The 220-nt window shown below is 99.5% G+C and carries 1 protein-coding gene; it reads right to left on the reverse strand.

Translation table 11 applies throughout. The features are described from left to right. Positions 1–220: hypothetical protein (locus tag Q0601_RS24925; RefSeq protein ID WP_305292863.1), on the reverse strand; the 220-nt coding region annotated here is incomplete at both ends.

Here is a 220-nt window from a genome sequence, read left to right on the forward strand (position 1 = left end):
GGGGGGGGGGGGGGGGGGGGGGGGGGGGGGGGGGGGGGGGGGGGGGGGGGGGGGGGGGGGGGGGGGGGGGGGGGGGGGGGGGGGGGGGGGGGGGGGGGGGGGGGGGGGGGGTGGGGGGGGGGGGGGGGGGGGGGGGGGGGGGGGGGGGGGGGGGGGGGGGGGGGGGGGGGGGGGGGGGGGGGGGGGGGGGGGGGGGGGGGGGGGGGGGGGGGGGGGGGGG

Origin of the sequence: Paracoccus wurundjeri, assembly GCF_030678915.1 — a bacterium.
GTDB lineage: Bacteria > Pseudomonadota > Alphaproteobacteria > Rhodobacterales > Rhodobacteraceae > Paracoccus > Paracoccus onubensis_A.